Here is a 14,801-nt window from a genome sequence, read left to right as displayed (position 1 = left end):
GCGATGAGCGAGCCCTGGAAGCGCTTTGAGCACGACCAGCCCAACGTACTCTGGCAGATGGACTTCAAGGGGCACTTCGAGACCCTCGGGAAGGAGCGCTGCAGCCCCCTGACGGTACTGGACGATCACTCGCGCTTCAGCATCCTGCTGCGCGCCTGTGGCCCCACCGACACCGCTACCGTGCAGGCAGGCTTAAGGGAGGCGTTTGGGCATTACGGCCTGCCGTTGCGCATCAACACCGATAACGGCTCGCCGTGGGGCTCGCCCGGCAGTCCGGGGCAGCTTACCGAGCTGGCCGTCTGGCTGATCCGGCTGGGCATCCGCATCAGCTACAGCCGGCCGTATCACCCGCAGACCAACGGCAAGGATGAGCGGTTTCACCGGACGCTGAAGGCAGAAGTGCTGAACGGACGAAGCTTCGCTACGCAGGAGCACGTGCAGCAGGAACTGGACCGCTGGCGCACCATATATAACTGCGAGCGCCCGCATGAAGCGATCGGCATGGATACACCGATCAGCCGTTACAAGCCGAGCCCGCGGGCGTATCCATCAGCGCTGCAGGAGCCAGAGTACGGCCCGGATGACGTGGTGCTGCGGGTCAAATCCGACGGCCGGCTACGCTTTGAAGGACGGCATCTCAAGGTCTCGAATGCTCTTTATGGGCTGCCGGTTGCAGCACGCGCAAAGCCGGGCGAAGACGGCGTATTTGAATTCTGGTTTGCACATCACCGCATCCTCACCCTTGACCTGAGGAGCGAGAATCGCTGACCATAAAGTGTCAATGATGTCCCCGCACGTTTGTCAATCATGTCCCCGGTCTATACACCGCCGCAAAGAAAGATAAGCAAAGAAAGCGGCTCAAACCGCTAATTCTTAAGCGGGTCCCCCGCGCAGTCACGGTAGTGGTGCATCTGGAATCCGTGTTCTCGCACATTCAACGTAAGCGACAAGGCAGTCATGCCTCCCGCCTCGCACTACGTGCTCGCCGGCAAGGTTTATCAGGCAAACCCACGCCTGCGCTTCGCGTAGCAGAATCATCAGTTTCACCTCGCCAATGTACGGAAAGTACCGTTGAATTTTGCTACGGAATACTACTGAATTCAGGTAAAAAATTTACATGTATTTAAGTTTCCTAAACGACAACGAACAGCACACGCGTGACGAAGACCGCTGAGCGTCGGTAAACAACACGCGCGTGATGACAACTGCTGAGCGTCAGTGAACAAAACACAGGTGATGAAGACTGTTGATCGGTTGGCGAACAGAGCACAGGTGATGAAGACTGCCGGGCGGTTGGCGAGCAGAACATGGGTGGTGAAGGCTGCTGAGCGGTTGGCGAGCAGAACGTGGGTGGTGAAGACTGCTGGGCGGTTGGCGAGCAGAACGTGGGTGGTGAAGACTGCTGGGCGGTTGGCGAGCAGAACGTGGGTGGTGGAGACTTCTGAGCGGTTGGCGAGCAGAACGTGGGTGGTGGAGACTTCTGAGCGGTTGGCGATTGAAACGTGGCGGTGCAAATCGCTGGGCGTGGGCGAGCAGTGGATGGTTGGATGAAATATCGCTGAACGTAGGCACTGGCATACGGTTTAGTGAACTACCGCTACGGCGCGCGCAGCGCCGCCGGAAGTATGACGCCCTTGTCACGAGCGCCGAATGTGCGAGAACACGGATTCCAGATGCACCACTGCCCCCTCCAAGCCAGGGCCCCCACTTATGAGCTGGCGGTTTGAGCCGCTTTCTTTTGCCTATCTTTTCTTTGCGGCAGGCAAAGAAAAGTAGGTGCCGCCCCGCACAGGGGCAACACCAATAGACCACTAACAAATCAAGGAAAGGCCAAAGAAAAATCCAGACCAAGGAAACACCAACACCGTAAGCAAACAGACAACAGGCCCTGCTAGCGGCACACAAATTCATTTAGTCAGACGAATAAAACAGCGGGTTTCCCCTCCCCTGTGGAGGGAAGAACGAGAAGCCGTAAACACAAGGAGCAACAAGCCACACGCTGCAAGCGAAAGAAGTGAAAGAGTGAAAGAGCACCACCCTGACCGACCACCGCGCGAGAGCGAAAGCAAAAGCGAAAGCCAAAGCCAAAGCAACCGCGCAAAACCCCCATTGCTATGACTCTGAACAAAAAACTAGCCTCAATGATCGCGGTCCTCTGGACCGGCCTGATCCTGATCGGCGGCTTCGGCGCATGGCAAAACCGTGCGTCGATGATCTCGGACCGCCGCGATCAACTCGCCTCGCTGATCGACCAGGCGAATCACATCGTCAACCGCTACTACACCCTCGCCCAGCAACACACCCTCACCGAAGACGAAGCCAAAAAGCAGGCGCTCGAAACACTCGCCGCCATGCGTTATGGCAAAGACGGCTACATCTCCGTCAACAACTCGCAGTCGGTCATGCTAATGCACCCGATCAAGCCGGAAATGGTCGGCAAGAACATGGCGCAATTCACCGACCCGGCCGGCAATCACCTGTTCACCGATATCGTCGAGGCAGGCAATCACGAGGGCGGCGGCTACGTCGACTATCTCTGGGCCAAACCCGGCGGCGATAAACCCGTGGCGAAAACCAGCTTCTCACTGCGCTTCGCGCCGTGGGACTGGTATCTCGTCACCGGCATGTATATGGACGACGTGCAGAGCGCGTTCTACGCGAATCTGTTGCGCTGGCTCGTCCTTACCCTGACGCTCGGCGCGATCGCCACCGCCGTCATGCTGCTGGTGTTGCGCAGCATCCGCCGCACGCTCGGCGGCGATCTCGAAGTCGCGGTCGAAGCGGCCCAACTGATGGCGCGCGGCAACCTCGCGACGAACGTGCCGCTGCAGGCGAACGACACCAACAGTCTGCTGCACGCCCTCCACACCATGCAGGCCGGTCTCGTCGATACGGTTTCGCGCGTGCGTCTGGGCACCGAAAACATCAATATCGGCGCAACCGAGATCGCCGCCGGCAATACCGATCTGTCGCAGCGCACCGAGGAGCAGGCCGCGGCGCTCGTCGAAACGGCGTCGAGCATGGATCAGATGACGGTCAACGTGAAGCAGAACGCGGACAGTGCGTTGCAAGCGGCACATCTGGCCGGCCAGGCCGCGGACGTGGCCACCCGCGGCAGCCGCGTGGTCGACGACGTGGTCCGCACAATGGGCGAAATCACCAGCAGCTCGCGGCAGATCGGCGACATCATCGGCGTGATCGACGGCATCGCGTTCCAGACCAATATTCTCGCGCTCAACGCCGCCGTCGAAGCCGCCCGCGCAGGCGAACAGGGGCGCGGCTTCGCAGTGGTCGCCGCCGAAGTGCGCAGCCTCGCGCAACGCTCGGCCACGGCCGCAAAGGAAATCAAGGCGTTGATCGAAACCTCCACCCATACCGTGGAAGCCGGCGCATCGCTGGTGGCCAACGCCGGTTCGACGATGGGCGAGATCGTGCAGTCGGTGCGCCGCGTGAACGAAATCCTCGAGGAGATCAGCAATGCGTCGCGCGAACAGAGCGCGGGCATTGAACAGGTCAATCGCGCAGTCGGCGAAATGGATCAGGTCACGCAGCAGAATGCCGCGCTCGTCGAACAAGCCGCTGCCGCGGCCCATTCGCTGAAGGATCAGGTGGGCGTGTTGCGCGAGGCGATCTCGAGCTTCGCGTTGCCGGCCTGAGGCAAAGCGCGCTCTGCAGGCGGTAGAACGCCTGGCAACGCGCGTCAGATAAAAAGAAGGCGCTCGACAGGCAGGGAGCGCCTCTTTAACACGCCGCGTCGGAGTCGACGCATTAATCGAACGAACCAGCCGCGCGGATTTTCAAGTCCGCGCGGCTTTTTTGTCGCCGCCCGTGACTGCGCCCGCTTTGCGAAGACGAACACGAAGATGAAGCAGAAGCAGAGGCCAAGGCGAAAACAAAGCCCCCGTTCAGCAAACGCTTACCACGCCCAATCCCGCAACCAGGTTAAGCCGAATTTGGCATTGCCGAATTCGGCTTAAGGCATTTTCATCAAGCTCCACCGCTTCCGATAATGGCCGCTTTTGAACGCGCGCCTCGCGGCATCCAATACGGAGCATCTTCTCTCGCGAGCGCCGTCCCACCAAGGCTCGCCGTCATGTTGCTCCACTCCCTCTACCTGCTTGCGATCGTCGCCGAGGCCATGTCCGGCGCAATGATGGGCATGCGTCGCGGCATGGACCGCTTTGGCCTGTGTCTTGTCGGCACCGTCACCGCGCTCGGCGGCGGCACGGTGCGCGACGTGTTGCTCGGCCACTATCCGCTTGCATGGATCTCGCATCCGGATTACGTTCTGATTACAATCGGGGCAGCGTCGATTGCCGCGGCCGGCGCCAAGTGGCTGCGCAACTGGCAACGGCTGTTCGTCACGGTCGACGCGATCGGCCTGATCGCGTTCACGATCATCGGTTGCGATATTGCCGCGACGCTGAACGTGAGTCCGGCAATCGTCGTGCTGGCCGGGGCGATCACTGGCGTGTGCGGCGGCATGTTGCGCGATCTGCTGTGCAATCAGATGCCGCTCGTGTTGCGCGAGGAACTGTACGCCAGCATCGCGCTCGGCGCGGGCGCCGCGTATGTGCTCCTGCAAGCCTGCGATGTGGCGCCGGGGCCGGCATCCATCGTGGTGCTGGCAGGCGGCTTCACGGTGCGCATGCTGGCCGTGCGGTTTCGCTGGCAATTCAAGGTATTCACCGCCGCCGATTCGGGCGGCGCAAGCTAATCCCGCTGCACGCCACGCGCGTGCCGCATCCACTCGAGGAGCCCGCTCGACAGTCACGCGTAACAGGCCGCCGGCGTTGCCGGTTTCAGCTCGCCACGCAGCGCTGCTCGCTCACCGCACTCATGATCCAAAAGAAGAAATCGCAGTCCCATGATCCCTACGCGCCCGTCGCGAAGAACCAGTTGTTGGCCGCGCGCCTGCCGATGTGGCGCTCGAAACTCGTCATCCTGCTGGTGTTCGGCGCGTTCGCGTCGCTGGCGGCGCGCGCGTTCTGGGTGCAGGTGGTCAATCAGGACTTCTACGTCGATCAGGGGCAGAAACGCTATCAGCGCACCATCGAACTCGACGCAACGCGCGGGCGCATCGTCGACCGCAATGGCTCGCTGCTCGCCGTCAGCCTCGCGACCTATGAGATCTGGGCCTCCCCCAAGCTGCTCGACGAAGCGACCTTCGCGCCGCTGTCGAAACTGCTCGACCTGCCGATGGCGGAACTGCGCCGGCGCCTGAACGGCGACAAGACCTTCGTGCTGCTCAAGCGCCAGGTGGACGCCGATACCGCCGATCACCTCAACAAACTGGGCCTCGCCGGCATCACGCAGATCGCGGATTCGAAGCGCTTTTACCCGGAGGGCGAATCGGCGGCGCACGTGGTCGGCTTCACGGATATCGAGGACAACGGCCAGGAAGGCGTCGAGCTCGCCGCCAACGAACAACTGCTCGGCGTGCCGGGCCAGCGCGAAGTGATCCGCGACCGTCTGGGCCGGGTCGTGTCCGAGACCCGGCCGCTCGTGCCCGCGCAGAACGGCGACACCGTCCACCTGACGATCGACCGGCGCATTCAGCAGCTCGCTTACGCACAATTGAAGGACGCCATCGCCAGACATCACGCTGAAGCCGGCAGCGTGGTCGTGCTCGATGCGCGCAACGGCGAGATTCTCGCGCTCGCCAACTATCCGAGCTTCGATCCGAACGACCGCGCGCGTCTGACCGGGCGGCAATTGCGCAATCGCGCGGTCGTCGACACCTTCGAGCCAGGCTCGACGATCAAGCCGGTTGTGGTCGCGCTGTCGATCGACGAAGGCAAGGTACGGCCGCAAAGCATCATCAATACCGCGCCGGGCTGGTACAAGATCGGGCCGGCCGTGATTCACGACACCTCGAATCATGGCGCGATGACGGTTGCCGAGGCGGTGCAGAAGTCGAGCAATATCGCGCTTGCCAAACTTGCACTGAATCTGCCCGCCGAAACGATCTGGAACAAGTATCAGGAATACGGGCTTGGCCTGCGGCCGGATTTGACCTTTCCGGGTGTCGCGTCGGGCAAGGTACGCCCGTACAAACGCTGGCGTCCGATCGAACAGGCGACCATGGCGTATGGCTACGGACTGTCCACCTCGCTGCTGCAGATCGCGCAGGTCTACACCGCATATGCCGGCGACGGCACCATGCATCGCGTGAGTCTGTTGCGCAAAGACCAGGGCCTGGACCGGCAGGCGAACGGGAGTCCGGATGCAACCGGCGCCGCGCAGGCCGCGGACAAAGGCCATGCGGTCACCACGCCCGCTACCGCGCGCGCCATCCGCTCGATGCTCGAAATGGCCACGGGTCCGGGCGGCACGGGGCGTGCGGCGGCGGTGGAAGGCTACCGGATCGGCGGCAAAACCGGCACGGCGCGCAAACAGGTCGGCGCCACTTACGCGAAAAACCGTTACCGTGCGCTGTTTGTCGGCATGGCGCCCATGAGCGACCCACGGTTGATCGTCGCCGTCATGATCGACGACCCGGCCGGCAAGGCGTTCTATGGCGGGACGGTAGCCGGCCCGGTATTCGGCGCGGTGACAGGGGGGGCGCTGCAATTGCTGGGCGTGCCGCCGGATGCGTGAGCCGGGCTCGGTGCACCCCGCTGGTCCGTCAATCCCGCTGCTATGCGCCGTTCCGGCAGCGAGGCTTAGCGTCGAGCGTTATCGCTGCCCGCTTTCACCAGCGCCTCGATGCGGTTGCGGCCATTGCGCTTGGCCTGGTACATCGCCCTGTCGGCTTCTTCCATCATCGCGTGGCCGTGCACGGCCGCCTCGGCCGGCGTGCCCGTAATCGTGCGCGCGGCCACGCCGATCGACACGGTCAATACGATGCGTTCGCCGTGGTCGTCCTGCAATTCCAGTTTCTCGACTGCCATCCGCACGCGCTCGGCCGCCGTCAGCGCGTCGGCCCGGTCGCCTTGCAGCAGCGCGGTGAACTCTTCGCCGCCGTAACGCGCCACGGTGTCGCCGAGGCGCACCTGCTGCCGCACGCAGGCCGCCACCGCCGCCAGCGCGCGGTCGCCGGTCTGATGTCCGTAGGTGTCGTTGATCCGCTTGAAATTGTCGATATCGATAAACAGACACGCGACCGGCACACCGTAGCGGACAGCGCGCATGATCTCCTCGCGCAACCGTTCGTCGAAGTAGCGGCGATTGGCGAGGCCGGTCAGCGAATCGGTCATGCCGAGTTGCTTGAGCCGCTCGCGATGCGCGACGTTGTCGAGACTCGCCGTCACGATGCTTGCAAAGCGCTCCAGAATATCCGTCGCCATGCCTTGTGCGAAACGCGCCGGATCGTCGCTGCAGAGGCAGAGATAGCCGCTCGTGGTATCGCCCGCGGCGAGCGGCAGCAAGATCGCGCTCGCTGGCGTGCCGGGCCCGCCGAAGAACGCGCGGCACGCCGTTTCCGGCAGATCGGCCGGCTGGCCCAGCCACGGCTGGCCCTCGTCGCACAGCCCCTGGGCGGCGAGACCCGCTTCGCGCGACGTCCTCAGATTGGGCTGGGCGAGCGCATGCAAAGCGCCCGGTTCGAGAAGTTCGAGCAGCATCGGCGCGCGGTCGTCGAGCCACACCACCACGCTCGCCAGCGAGAATTCCCGCGGCAAATGGCTAAACAGCGTGTCGAGAAACGACGTGAAATTCTGTGCGCCGATCAACCTCAACTCGACGTTCTGAAAGCGGCGCAGCGTGCGCTCATTGTGCTGCACAGTATCGACGAGCGAGCGAAGGCGGTCTGAAAGCGGCGTTTGAGCGAGATTCGTCACGTTATCGATGCGAGCCCGAAGGCGGAGCGGGGTCGGCGGCCCCAATCGCTGTAATAACGGCCAATTCCGCGAGGTCTTGAGGGTTGGATCACCGCGCACGCAAAACAGCCGCTTGACGCGACGATCGGGCAGAAAGATTCGGCGCGGGAATTTTGAGCGCGCTCTTAAGTTTGGCTTAATTCTTACCTGTAACTATGGCAGCCAACATCCCCTGTTGAGCCGCCAGAACATCGGCGGCGCTTTTTTCTCCGGGGGTGTCGCCGACGCGCCGATAGATGGACAGCCTGCCTGCGAAAAAGGAGTCAAACCATGGTGGAAGACACGGTATTCGAGCATTTGCGCGCGATGCCCGGCAACGAATGGGTGCGCCAGATCCACTCGTGCAAGGTCTCGGACCCTTTGCAACCCCCTTGGGGACGCTCGTACAGACTCGTCGAATGGACCATGAAACACAATCCCGAGTCGAGCCGCCGCGTGGTGCCCGCGGAAAGCACGCCACTGGAAATCGCCCAGGCGGTCGTGTCGCACATTCCTGGGCGCCGTTTCTGCCAGCATAGCGACGACTGATCGCGCAGCCGGCAACCCGTCCTCAGCTTTTCGCGTCCTTGGCCATTTCTGCCTGAAACAGCGCGAATTCTTCCGCAGCGGCTTTGGCGATACTCGGGCGCCGCATCAACCGCTTGTAGTACCCGGCAACCGCCGGCCATTGCGACAGATCGATCCCGCCATACGAAGCCCAGTTCAGCACCGTGACCAGATAGGCGTCGCCCACGCTGAACGCGTCGAGCACATACTCGCTTTGCGCCAGATGATCTTGCAGAACGCCTAGCCGCAGCGCGGCCTTGTCGCGCGCATAGCGCTTCACGTCTTCAGGCGCGTGCGCATCGAGCAGCGGCACGAACACTGCCTTGTGCAACTCCGTACTGATAAAACCCAGCCACTGCTGCAGCCGGGCGCGCTGCGCCGTACCCGCGGCGGGCGCGAGCCGTGCGTCGGGATAGCGATCGGCCACATACGGCAGGATCGCCGTGTTTTCGGTCAACAGCCAGCCTTCGTCCGTGCGCAGCACCGGCACCTGACCGAGCGGGCTGATCGGATAGAAGTCCGAACCATCGGCCAACTGCTTCGACTTCGTGTCGACCTGAATGTACCCAGCCTGGGCCCCCGCCTCGTACAGCGAGATGCGGGTGGCGAGCGAGCAAGCGAGCGGAGAGAAGTACAGATCCATGGGGAATTCCCTGTCGTTGGTGTTTTTGTACTATATTGCATATAAATAACTTCCGCCATATTTTTATGCCGACCAGTACAAAAAAAGATGCCCGCCCACGCGGCCGCCCGCGTGCCTATGATTCCGACCAGGCGCTCGCCGATGCAAGAGACGTATTCTGGCGCAGCGGTTACGCGGGCACCTCACTGGATCAACTGAGCGCCGCGACGGGCATGAACCGCCCGAGCCTGTACGGCGCATTCGGCGACAAACGCGCGTTGTATCTGACCACGCTCGAACGTTATATCGAGGCCGGCCGGGTCGCGATGGTTCATGCGCTCGCCGAGGACCTGCCGCTGCCGCAGGCGCTGCAGCGTGTCTATGACGGCGCGCTCGCGTGGTACATGCCCGCCGAGGGCGATCCGCTCGGTTGCTTCATGATCGGCACCGCCACGGTCGAAGCGGCGTCTGACGCCGAGGTCCGCACCATGCTTGCCGAAGGGTTGCGCACCTACGACAAAGCCTTCGAGAAGCGCTTCAAGTTGGCGCAGGCCGCGGGCGAACTGGCCGCTGATGCACAACCGGCCGTCCTCGCAAAGCTCGCGTCGGCGATTCTGCACAGTCTCGCGTTGCGCGCCCGCGCGGGCGACTCGCGCGCGTCGCTGCGAGCGACGGCGGTTGCGGGCGTGGCCTTGCTATGCGGCGATGCGGACGGGTCATCTGGACCGGCATCGGAGAAAACGGCAGCGAAGGGACGTGGACGCTAGGCGGAAGGTGTTTCTCCCGCGTCGTTAGTTGTGCCGCCCGGATCATGGACTGCGGAACAGCAGCGCCTTTGCAATGGTTGACAGTCGCAGAGAACGGATACGCCTATGATGGGTTGATTCACCCGACACGCCATGGTTTCGACATGAACTATCCGTACGACGTACTGACTGCCGCCTGTCTTTTCATCATCGTGGTCTCCACCTCCATCATGCTCGTGCTCAGCTAAGAGCCGTAACGCCCTCTCCCCGGACAGGGGTTGAATGCTGTTCAACGCGCACCGCGCGTTTCCGCAAAAAGACGGGCTATACTGTACATATATACAGTACTTTTCGTCTGAGCAATGCGTCTTCCTCCCTTCGATCCGCCCACGCTAGCCGAACTGCGCGCCTGGTGGCGTACGCGCGACGAGCAGGCCGTCCAGCGGCTCATCCTCGAGATTCAACGCCAGCGGCTCACGCTGCTGGAGTTGCGCAACCTGATCGACAGCGGCGTCCAGCAGGCGCGCGCCGCCGACCGCACGCTGGTCGAGCGCGGCGAACCATTAATGACGCTACGTATACGAATCGCGCAAGAAGTGCTGCGTGTCGGGGATATCGACGATACGCGGCAGATGAGCCGCGCCGCACAGGAAAAGCTCGCCGTGCGCACCCAGGGCCAGATGGAGTACGCACGTGAGGGCCGCTTGAGGCGGCAGCGCCGGAATATCTAGTTCGAGCGTAGCGCTCGAACTAGCCGGCGTATTTCTGTACCCGTGCCCAGACGAAAAAACGGCGCGCGGCGAGGTGAGTGCCGCTGGATCAGCGCGTTTGCGTGGCGACGCGCAGGCCGAGCGAAATAAACAGCACGCCGATAATCTTGTTTTGCCAGCGGCTAAGCCAGGTCAGGCGCTTGACGAGTTTGCCCAGCGGACGAATGGTCAGCACGATCAGCGTTGTATAAAGCGCGCTCATGCCCACGAAGATCAGCCCGAGCGTGGCGAACTGCGGGAATGAGGCGCCGTGCTCAGGGTGAACGAACTGCGGCAGGAACGCGAGGAAAAACAGCGCGGTCTTGGGATTCAACACTTCGGCGGGAATCGCCTGCAAGAAAGCTTTGGAGGCGGATACCGGCGCAACCGCCGGCAAATGCGTGCTCGCCTGCTTTTCGCGCAAGGCGCGAATGCCCAGGTAGACCAGATATGCGGCGCCGACGAATTTCACGGCATTGAAGGCGAGTGCCGAGGTCATCAGCAAGGCCGACAGCCCGACCGCCGCGCCTAGCGTATGGATGAAATCACCCACCGCGATACCGAGACCGGTGAGTATGCCGGCCTTGCGCCCGCCATGCACCGTGCGTGTCAAAACCAGCAGCACGGCCGGACCGGGAATCAGAAAAAGCCCCAATACAACGGCAACGAACGTTCCCAGCGTAGAAAGATCAAGCATGTCGTCTCCTCAGTGGCGCGCCCGCTTCGGTGGACAGGCGCGCGTTCAAGCAGACGATTATAGACATTCGCCGATTACGCGTCGGCGATCCGTTACCATGGCGGACGCGGGGCCGCATGAGACGCCATATGAGACGCACATGGCGCATGAGGCCCGCGATTTTTTCGTCCACTGAAGTCTTAGCCTTGCCCACCTATACCTTGCCCGCGCCGCTCAGCGCGGAACTCGAGATTCGTAAGAGCCGTTTCATCGCGCATGCGATACCGGTTGCCGACCGCGACGCCGCGATGGCCGAGTTGCGGCGTCTGCGCGACGCGCACCCTGGCGCGACGCATGTGTGCTGGGCGCTGCTGGCGGGTGGCCAGTCAGGCATGTCCGACGACGGCGAGCCGTCCGGAACCGCTGGGCGGCCCATTCTCGAAGTGCTGCGGCATCATGATCTGGATGGTGTGCTCGCAGCCGTCGTGCGCTATTACGGCGGCGTGAAGCTGGGCGCCGGCGGGCTGGTGCGCGCCTATACCGATGCGATCGCCTCGGCGTTACTGGACGCGCCGCGCGTGGAGCGGATTGCCCAGGTTACGCTGATCGTCGAAGTGAGTTACGCCGACGAAGCGAAAGTACGCCGATGGATCGAAGCGGAAGGTTACGGACTCGTCGATAGTGCCTACGGAATGCTGGTGAAGATGACGATCCGGCTACCCGTCAACGCGGTAGAGGACGCACGGCTCGCGCTCGTGGATATGACTCAGGGCAAAGCCGGTTTCTTTTGACCGCTTCGCCCCCCTCCCTCCGCGACGAGGGCAAACGCGGAATCAGAATGCGTATCTGATGCCTGCAAAAACACTCCGCCCCTCGCCGGGATAAAAGATCGCCCCGCTCGCAGTGGCGGCATTGGCCACCGTGCTGATATCGCTGACGTAGCGCTTGTTGGTCAGATTCCTGGCATCCACGAACACCGACACGCCATTGCGAAAATCCATCCCGGCTTGCAAGCCGAGTAACGTGTAACCCGGCACGCGAAGCGTATTGGCATCATCGGCCCAGGCGCCGGCGGGCACCCAATCCACGGTCGCCGAAACATGAAAACCATTGGGCCGCGCATAACTCAAAGCGGCGCGCAGCACGTTGACGGGCACGCCGGCGATCCGCTTGGACCCATACTGCGGATCGTCCTTGAAACGGAAATCGCTCAGATTCCATAACCCCGACAGCGTGATCCGGTCTCCCGAACCCGGCCTGAAGACATCGCGCCACACATCGACCGAGGCGCCGGCTTCAATACCACGCAACACGGTCTTGTTGGCATTGAACGTAGCGGCCGGAATATCCGGATTGGTCGTGTATTGCAGCAACTGATCGCGCACCATCGACTGATACGCCGTGAGATCCCAACTCACGCCGCCACGCGTGCCGCGCGTTCCGATCTCGAGCGTCCATGCATGTTGCGACTGCAAGGGCGTGAAGCGTGTGGTCGACGCGAACGACTGCGTGAGATCGGTGAAATCCGGCGTATCCTGGCTGCGCGTGATGTCGACAAAAGCCTGAATCTCGCGATTCGGCTGCCACAGCAAACCGAGCTTCGGATTGATACCGTTATAGGTCTGGCTTGCCGATTTATAGGTTGGGTCCGCTGCGAGGCCGCCATGGTCGACATATTCACGCACGTCACGCAGCGCCTTGACGCCCGTCATCAGTGCGACAGTCGGCAGGAAGAACAGACGATTCTCGACATAGGCCTCGTAGTTGTATGCGTTCTGCGACGCGTCGAGTGTTTGCGTGCCGCGATTGCCGGCAACGTTGACGTACTGCCGCGCCTGCGTATTGCCGCCGAAAAAGCGTGCGCCCGCAATCACGTCGTTGCGCATTCCGCCGAGGTTCAGCGTTGCCGTATAGCGAGGCGCCACGCCATAGGTCCAGCCGTCCTGGTCGAGCACCTGAAAGATCGGGTGATACAGGCTCTTGTGGATCGCCCACGTGTCGATGTCGAGCTGGCCGATGTCGAGTTTCACCGTCGTGCGGTTCGCGATCCGCTCGGTGCGCGTGTTGCGCGCCTGGTCGCCTGACAACGCGCTGGCGGCAGCTCTCGTCGGATTGTTCAGCGCATCGCTCAGGCTCAGCGTGCCCGGCAATTGCTGATCGACGACGTAGGCGCCGAGATAAAAGCGCGTCTCGACGTTCGGACTGAAACGGTAGCCGACGTTGGCGTTGAACTGCTCATATTGGCCGCGTGAATGCTGGCGGAAGCCGTCGCTATGATCGACCGTGAACGTGCCGATGAAATCGAGCGGCCCCACCACGCGCGAAAACTGCGCGCTGCTGCGCACCGTGCCGTAACTGCCGCCTTCGAGCCGCAAGATGTTTGGCGCAGCCGCTGTGTGCGCGGTCGGCGTCAGAAAATCGATGGCGCCGCCAAGGGTCGACGATCCGTAGGCGAGTCCGTTGCCGCCCTTGTAGACCTCGGTGGCCTGCAGCGCGAGCGGATCGATCTGGTAGTAGTCGCCGCTGCCGTCAGCCAGATTGGTCGGTATGCCATCCTGCAGAATTTCAAGGCCGCGCGTATGGTAAGAACGGGCAATGCCCGAGCCGCGGATCGACAGACGCAGTTCCTGCCCATAGCGGTTCTGCACGAACACGCCCGGCACGTCCTTCAGCACGTCACGCAAGGTGAAGGCATAGGTATTCGTATAGGACTCGCTATCCACAAAGCCGACCGAGCCCACGGTTTCGTCGAGCTTGCGCTTCTGTTGAGCCGGTGTGCTAGAAGTCAGCGAACGCTCAACCTGCCCTTGCACGACGACTGGCGCCAACAGTTTCGGCTCCGAAGCGTCAGACGGTTTGCTGGTCTGCGCGAGCGCGTGCGTGGCGAAAAAAACTGCGGCGCTCGACAGCGCACTACTTCTTTTGATGAATCGATACATAGGATGAGGTCCCGGCGCTGCATCGTGGCAGCGTCTTTTTGAATGTGGTCTATCGCGCGTATTCGATCGGGTCGAGTACGCGTGCGAATGGGCTGCGCGGCGAGCACGCGCTAACAGGCCCACGCTTGCGTATGCAAGCGTGCACAGGCACTGCTAGCGGTGAAAGCCAGCGGCGTAAGAGAGAGGGTCTGCGCGCTCAGGCGTGCATGCGCGTCAGCGGCGAGGCGGCATCCAGGTGGAAGCACACCACGCCAGGCTCGCAGGCAGACCGGCGGAGATCAGAGAACGGCGGCAGGTGGCGCGCGGGGCTGCGCGTAGAGATGCGGCGTAACGGACGGCGCGCTGACGCTGGCATGGACGACAACGGTATGCGCGAAAGCGGCCTGAGTCGCGAAGGCAAGCGGCACCGGCGGCACGACCGGGAAATGTGCGAGCAGTCCGCAGTAGCCACACGCTTCCCAATGAAACGCCAGCGCATGCGAGTCACTCGCGCCACTGCTCGCTAACGCGTCGGCCTGTGCCGAACAATGATCGACCAGCGCTGCATCGAGACGCTCTTGCGCGCTCAACGCTTGCGACACCGTAGGCGCAAGCGTTGCCATCAGGATTGCGAGCAATCCGAGGATACTGCCGATCTTCTGTAGATGGCGGCGCAGCATGTGGCGAGGTGTTGGAGAAATGAAAGCCGTGCGATTATGCCACG

General features: G+C 62.4%; 15 protein-coding genes. 9 read left to right on the top strand and 6 right to left on the bottom strand.

Annotated features, from left to right (window positions below):
- A partial coding sequence (locus BCY88_RS28255) for an integrase core domain-containing protein (RefSeq protein ID WP_147408554.1) occupies window positions 1–768 on the top strand: 768 nt, incomplete at its 5' end.
- A gap of 332 nt (window positions 769–1,100) precedes the next feature.
- On the opposite strand, the gene BCY88_RS39950 is transcribed toward BCY88_RS28255, so the two are convergent.
- Entirely contained in the window at window positions 1,101–1,514 is a 414-nt protein-coding gene (locus tag BCY88_RS39950; RefSeq protein WP_183081472.1) for a hypothetical protein, read from the bottom strand.
- A gap of 600 nt (window positions 1,515–2,114) precedes the next feature.
- On the opposite strand from BCY88_RS39950, the gene BCY88_RS28245 reads away from it, so the two are divergent.
- The 3 genes from BCY88_RS28245 (at window position 2,115) to BCY88_RS28235 (ending at window position 6,600) form a co-directional block, all read left to right on the top strand.
- Window positions 2,115–3,656, top strand: coding sequence for a methyl-accepting chemotaxis protein (locus tag BCY88_RS28245; protein ID WP_120347442.1), 1,542 nt, complete (start codon window positions 2,115–2,117; stop codon window positions 3,654–3,656).
- A gap of 437 nt (window positions 3,657–4,093) precedes the next feature.
- On the top strand, window positions 4,094–4,717 hold the full coding sequence (locus tag BCY88_RS28240) for a trimeric intracellular cation channel family protein (protein WP_120347441.1): 624 nt from the start codon (window positions 4,094–4,096) through the stop codon (window positions 4,715–4,717).
- A 122-nt stretch (window positions 4,718–4,839) separates the two neighbouring features.
- Window positions 4,840–6,600: a peptidoglycan D,D-transpeptidase FtsI family protein gene (locus BCY88_RS28235; protein WP_120347440.1), complete on the top strand. Its 1,761-nt coding sequence runs from the start codon at window positions 4,840–4,842 to the stop codon at window positions 6,598–6,600.
- A 65-nt stretch (window positions 6,601–6,665) separates the two neighbouring features.
- On the opposite strand, the gene BCY88_RS28230 is transcribed toward BCY88_RS28235, so the two are convergent.
- Window positions 6,666–7,781: a GGDEF domain-containing protein gene (locus BCY88_RS28230; protein ID WP_120347439.1), complete on the bottom strand. Its 1,116-nt coding sequence runs from the start codon at window positions 7,779–7,781 to the stop codon at window positions 6,666–6,668.
- Window positions 7,782–8,090: 309 nt separating this feature from the next.
- On the opposite strand from BCY88_RS28230, the gene BCY88_RS28225 reads away from it, so the two are divergent.
- On the top strand, window positions 8,091–8,348 hold the full coding sequence (locus tag BCY88_RS28225; RefSeq protein ID WP_120347438.1) for a DUF2866 domain-containing protein: 258 nt from the start codon (window positions 8,091–8,093) through the stop codon (window positions 8,346–8,348).
- A gap of 22 nt (window positions 8,349–8,370) precedes the next feature.
- Here the strand turns inward: BCY88_RS28225 and BCY88_RS28220 are convergent, their stop codons facing one another.
- Window positions 8,371–9,009, bottom strand: a complete 639-nt coding sequence (locus BCY88_RS28220) for a glutathione binding-like protein (protein WP_120347437.1) — start codon at window positions 9,007–9,009, stop codon at window positions 8,371–8,373.
- 65 nt (window positions 9,010–9,074) lie between these two features.
- Between BCY88_RS28220 and BCY88_RS28215 the strand changes: the two genes are divergently transcribed.
- The 3 genes from BCY88_RS28215 to BCY88_RS28210 all read left to right on the top strand — a co-directional run bounded on the left by BCY88_RS28215 (window position 9,075) and on the right by BCY88_RS28210 (window position 10,465).
- Window positions 9,075–9,755, top strand: a complete 681-nt coding sequence (locus tag BCY88_RS28215) for a TetR/AcrR family transcriptional regulator (RefSeq protein WP_120347436.1) — start codon at window positions 9,075–9,077, stop codon at window positions 9,753–9,755.
- Window positions 9,756–9,823: 68 nt separating this feature from the next.
- On the top strand, window positions 9,824–9,982 hold the full coding sequence (locus BCY88_RS39945; RefSeq protein WP_183081471.1) for a hypothetical protein: 159 nt from the start codon (window positions 9,824–9,826) through the stop codon (window positions 9,980–9,982).
- Window positions 9,983–10,096: 114 nt separating this feature from the next.
- Complete coding sequence (locus BCY88_RS28210; RefSeq protein ID WP_120347435.1) at window positions 10,097–10,465, top strand: hypothetical protein; 369 nt, start codon at window positions 10,097–10,099, stop codon at window positions 10,463–10,465.
- Between the two features lie 88 nt (window positions 10,466–10,553).
- Here the strand turns inward: BCY88_RS28210 and BCY88_RS28205 are convergent, their stop codons facing one another.
- The gene (locus BCY88_RS28205) at window positions 10,554–11,180 is read right to left on the bottom strand and encodes a LysE family translocator (RefSeq protein ID WP_120347434.1); all 627 of its coding nucleotides are present in this window, start codon (window positions 11,178–11,180) and stop codon (window positions 10,554–10,556) included.
- A gap of 146 nt (window positions 11,181–11,326) precedes the next feature.
- On the opposite strand from BCY88_RS28205, the gene BCY88_RS28200 reads away from it, so the two are divergent.
- Window positions 11,327–11,950: an IMPACT family protein gene (locus BCY88_RS28200; protein ID WP_404935739.1), complete on the top strand. Its 624-nt coding sequence runs from the start codon at window positions 11,327–11,329 to the stop codon at window positions 11,948–11,950.
- A gap of 42 nt (window positions 11,951–11,992) precedes the next feature.
- Here BCY88_RS28200 and BCY88_RS28195 read toward each other — a convergent pair whose 3' ends face one another.
- Both BCY88_RS28195 and BCY88_RS28190 read right to left on the bottom strand, forming a co-directional pair.
- Window positions 11,993–14,098: a TonB-dependent receptor family protein gene (locus BCY88_RS28195; RefSeq protein ID WP_120347432.1), complete on the bottom strand. Its 2,106-nt coding sequence runs from the start codon at window positions 14,096–14,098 to the stop codon at window positions 11,993–11,995.
- A gap of 278 nt (window positions 14,099–14,376) precedes the next feature.
- Window positions 14,377–14,757 carry a DUF2946 domain-containing protein gene (locus BCY88_RS28190; protein WP_183081470.1) on the bottom strand — a complete coding sequence of 127 codons (381 nt, stop codon included), beginning with the start codon at window positions 14,755–14,757 and terminating at the stop codon, window positions 14,377–14,379.
- Between the last annotated feature and the right edge of the window lie 44 nt (window positions 14,758–14,801).

This window comes from Paraburkholderia fungorum (assembly GCF_003610895.1).
In the GTDB taxonomy this organism is placed as follows: Bacteria; Pseudomonadota; Gammaproteobacteria; order Burkholderiales; family Burkholderiaceae; genus Paraburkholderia; species Paraburkholderia fungorum_B.
The sequence above is the reverse complement of the archived record's forward strand: the minus strand, read 5'-3'. Positions and strand labels throughout refer to the sequence as shown.

Bases quoted from the DNA above. Each gene is read 5' to 3' on its own strand.
- BCY88_RS28205 (WP_120347434.1), bottom strand. From the start codon at position 11,180: ATGCTTGATCTTTCTACGCTGGGAACGTTCGTTGCCGTTGTATTGGGG.
- BCY88_RS28240 (WP_120347441.1), top strand. From the start codon at position 4,094: ATGTTGCTCCACTCCCTCTACCTGCTTGCGATCGTCGCCGAGGCCATG.
- BCY88_RS28190 (WP_183081470.1), bottom strand. From the start codon at position 14,757: ATGCTGCGCCGCCATCTACAGAAGATCGGCAGTATCCTCGGATTGCTC.
- BCY88_RS28235 (WP_120347440.1), top strand. From the start codon at position 4,840: ATGATCCAAAAGAAGAAATCGCAGTCCCATGATCCCTACGCGCCCGTC.
- BCY88_RS28220 (WP_120347437.1), bottom strand. From the start codon at position 9,009: ATGGATCTGTACTTCTCTCCGCTCGCTTGCTCGCTCGCCACCCGCATC.
- BCY88_RS28210 (WP_120347435.1), top strand. From the start codon at position 10,097: ATGCGTCTTCCTCCCTTCGATCCGCCCACGCTAGCCGAACTGCGCGCC.
- BCY88_RS28215 (WP_120347436.1), top strand. From the start codon at position 9,075: ATGCCGACCAGTACAAAAAAAGATGCCCGCCCACGCGGCCGCCCGCGT.
- BCY88_RS28195 (WP_120347432.1), bottom strand. From the start codon at position 14,098: ATGTATCGATTCATCAAAAGAAGTAGTGCGCTGTCGAGCGCCGCAGTT.
- BCY88_RS28200 (WP_404935739.1), top strand. From the start codon at position 11,327: ATGAGGCCCGCGATTTTTTCGTCCACTGAAGTCTTAGCCTTGCCCACC.
- BCY88_RS28245 (WP_120347442.1), top strand. From the start codon at position 2,115: ATGACTCTGAACAAAAAACTAGCCTCAATGATCGCGGTCCTCTGGACC.
- BCY88_RS28225 (WP_120347438.1), top strand. From the start codon at position 8,091: ATGGTGGAAGACACGGTATTCGAGCATTTGCGCGCGATGCCCGGCAAC.